Genomic DNA, 2,352 nt, shown 5'->3' on the forward strand with positions numbered 1-2,352 from the left:
CATTTCGTATAAGGTGTATTATGTTAATTTTAGCGAAATTAATAATTTATATGATCCCCTAAAATGCAATAAATCCTTTAAACTCTTGCCTATATTGATTCTAGAATTTCAGGATGATTTGAAGTTGAAATATGTTATTTATGCAGATGAAGCATGGACTCAAAGTAATCCACTCTATCGGTATCATTGTATTTTTGGTGGACTTATCTCAACGGAAAATCATTTCAAAGTGTTAGATAAACAAATCAAAAGTTTAAAAAAACAGCACAACTATTCTTCTAAGGAAATAAAGTGGAGTAGAATTTCTGTACAAAATATTAATTTTTATAATGATTTACTTCAAGTAGTTGAAAATTTTATTAATACAACGACAGAAACAAAATATCGTCAAATGTTTATGGACAGAGCTTACCGTTATACAGGTACACCTTGTTCTGAAATAGAGACACAATTTAAAATTTATTATCAATTCTTAAAGCATTGTTTTGGCTTTGAGCATGCTACTAAAAATACATATATCACATTAAAATTAGACACTCACTCTAGTCATTACCATAGACATCAACTAACTGAATACCTCAAAAGCTTGGTTTTCTCTAACGTTAAAATAAAAGTAGAGTTTATAGATAGTAAGAAGTCTTGTGCGTTACAAATCTGTGATCTACTCATGGGGGCAGCTGGATATCATGGAAATAAAATATCTTGGGATCTATTGCCTGGAAAAAAGAGAAGAACAAAGAATCAATTAATGAAAGCTGCTTTCAGTAAGAATGTATATGAATTATTGAAAAGAATTGATGCAACTCACCGAGGATCTAAAGCATTTAACTGGTTTGAAACTACTGGAACAGGTGGGGTGACTGTGGCTCGTTATAATCATAAATTAAGAATTTGGAAATTTATTCCTACATTACATGTCTATGATCCAAGCTGGGAAGATAGTGCATTTCCTAAAAATGCAGTACGTAAGAAATGACAAAGGACATCAATAGATGTCCTTAAATGCAGTATTAACGAGCTTGTCATCGCTAATGTAAATACTGGCTCATAGCTATGCTATAGAGTCTTCCAAGCCCCTTTCGGGTACACTTGTATTATCACTAATTCCTAGGTAATTAGCAACACCTTTCTTAACTAGTTGAAACTTATAATCTTCTAAAGGTTTTGTTTCCCAAGTAGTTGTATTTGCTTTCCTTACACGAAAGCGATCTAGACGATCAATAGAGACAGTAGTAATCATGTCACATTTAACCCAAGCTTTTTCTTTATTAAGTGGGCTTATAATTTCTACATGTACATCAGTAATTTCATCAGGTTCTGTTTGACTAATCGGAACAATAGTCACTAACTTAGGATTTGTTTTACTTTTACGCACAACCACAGCAGGACGTTTTTTTACCATTTCAGGTACGATAAATCCTGTTGAAAAATCACACATAACGATAGAACCAGGTGCTGGTTGAAAATTTAACATCTATTATATATATCTCCTCTATAATGATAATTTTAAAGAAATATTCTAACTTAAAATCTTATAAAAAATATCTAAAAATCTGAAATTTAGATAGTTTTTTCATACTAAGTATGAATAATCATTTAACATAAAAAACTCTTATGCGAATTTAGAAAGATGAGAGATTTTATAAATTAACTGTGGAAAGATTACTTATAGCCAACTACTAACTCCCCCATGTCCAGAACACGTTCCTCTTCGACTTTGGCTGAAAGACCAAGATCCATCTCTACATTTAGCAGTTGCCCCCTTTGGTTGCTTATTAGATTTTCTAGGGCTTGGTACATAATTTCCTTTTGTATTTATGTATCCATTTCCACTATAAGATGTAGAGGAATACACATTTGATTTAACAATATTTTTTTGCTGATACGTCTTATTATTTCGATCTAAGTTATTTATATTTCTAGGAATATTACTATTTACCCAGCAATTTTGGATAAAGCAAATATATTTTAAATCTATCCAATATTCGTAAGTTTCATCTGCAGAAATATTAGCCCAATCTACATTAGTATTAAAAATAAATACTTTTTGCCCTCTTAAGATATGGTTAATTGCTATAGTTTTTTTAGGAGTAGGGAAAACTTCTAGTACATCAACATTAACGTAACCCACCATTTTTTCAGTTGGAATTACAGGTTTACTATCAATTCCTTCAATCAAAATATCTATCGAATCTTTTTTATCAGTTTCAGTTATCACAGGAATAGATAAAGATGATGGAGTAGATTTAACAGGTACTGACGTACAGCCAATAAAATTTAAAAACAAAGTAAGGATATATAGAGAAATAATAGTCCTACAAATATTTTTCATTGGAAAATCTTAAAAAAAAA

3 protein-coding genes are annotated in these 2,352 nt (G+C 30.5%); 1 reads left to right on the forward strand and 2 read right to left on the reverse strand.

The genetic code is table 11. From position 1 onward, the window contains the following. The first annotated feature begins 1 nt into the window (after position 1). A complete protein-coding gene (locus tag F968_RS19405; protein WP_004796809.1) occupies positions 2-976 on the forward strand; it encodes a DUF3800 domain-containing protein in 975 nt (324 codons plus the stop codon). Between the two features lie 75 nt (positions 977-1,051). On the opposite strand, the gene F968_RS19410 is transcribed toward F968_RS19405, so the two are convergent. Both F968_RS19410 and F968_RS19415 read right to left on the reverse strand, forming a co-directional pair. Continuing rightward, positions 1,052-1,474, reverse strand: a complete 423-nt coding sequence (locus F968_RS19410) for a type II toxin-antitoxin system PemK/MazF family toxin (RefSeq protein ID WP_004796810.1) — start codon at positions 1,472-1,474, stop codon at positions 1,052-1,054. Between the two features lie 192 nt (positions 1,475-1,666). Continuing rightward, the gene (locus F968_RS19415; protein WP_004796811.1) at positions 1,667-2,332 is read right to left on the reverse strand and encodes a DUF3761 domain-containing protein; all 666 of its coding nucleotides are present in this window, start codon (positions 2,330-2,332) and stop codon (positions 1,667-1,669) included. Between the last annotated feature and the right edge of the window lie 20 nt (positions 2,333-2,352).

Origin of the sequence: Acinetobacter sp. NIPH 817, from assembly GCF_000368405.1 — a bacterium.
Classification (GTDB): domain Bacteria; phylum Pseudomonadota; class Gammaproteobacteria; order Pseudomonadales; family Moraxellaceae; genus Acinetobacter.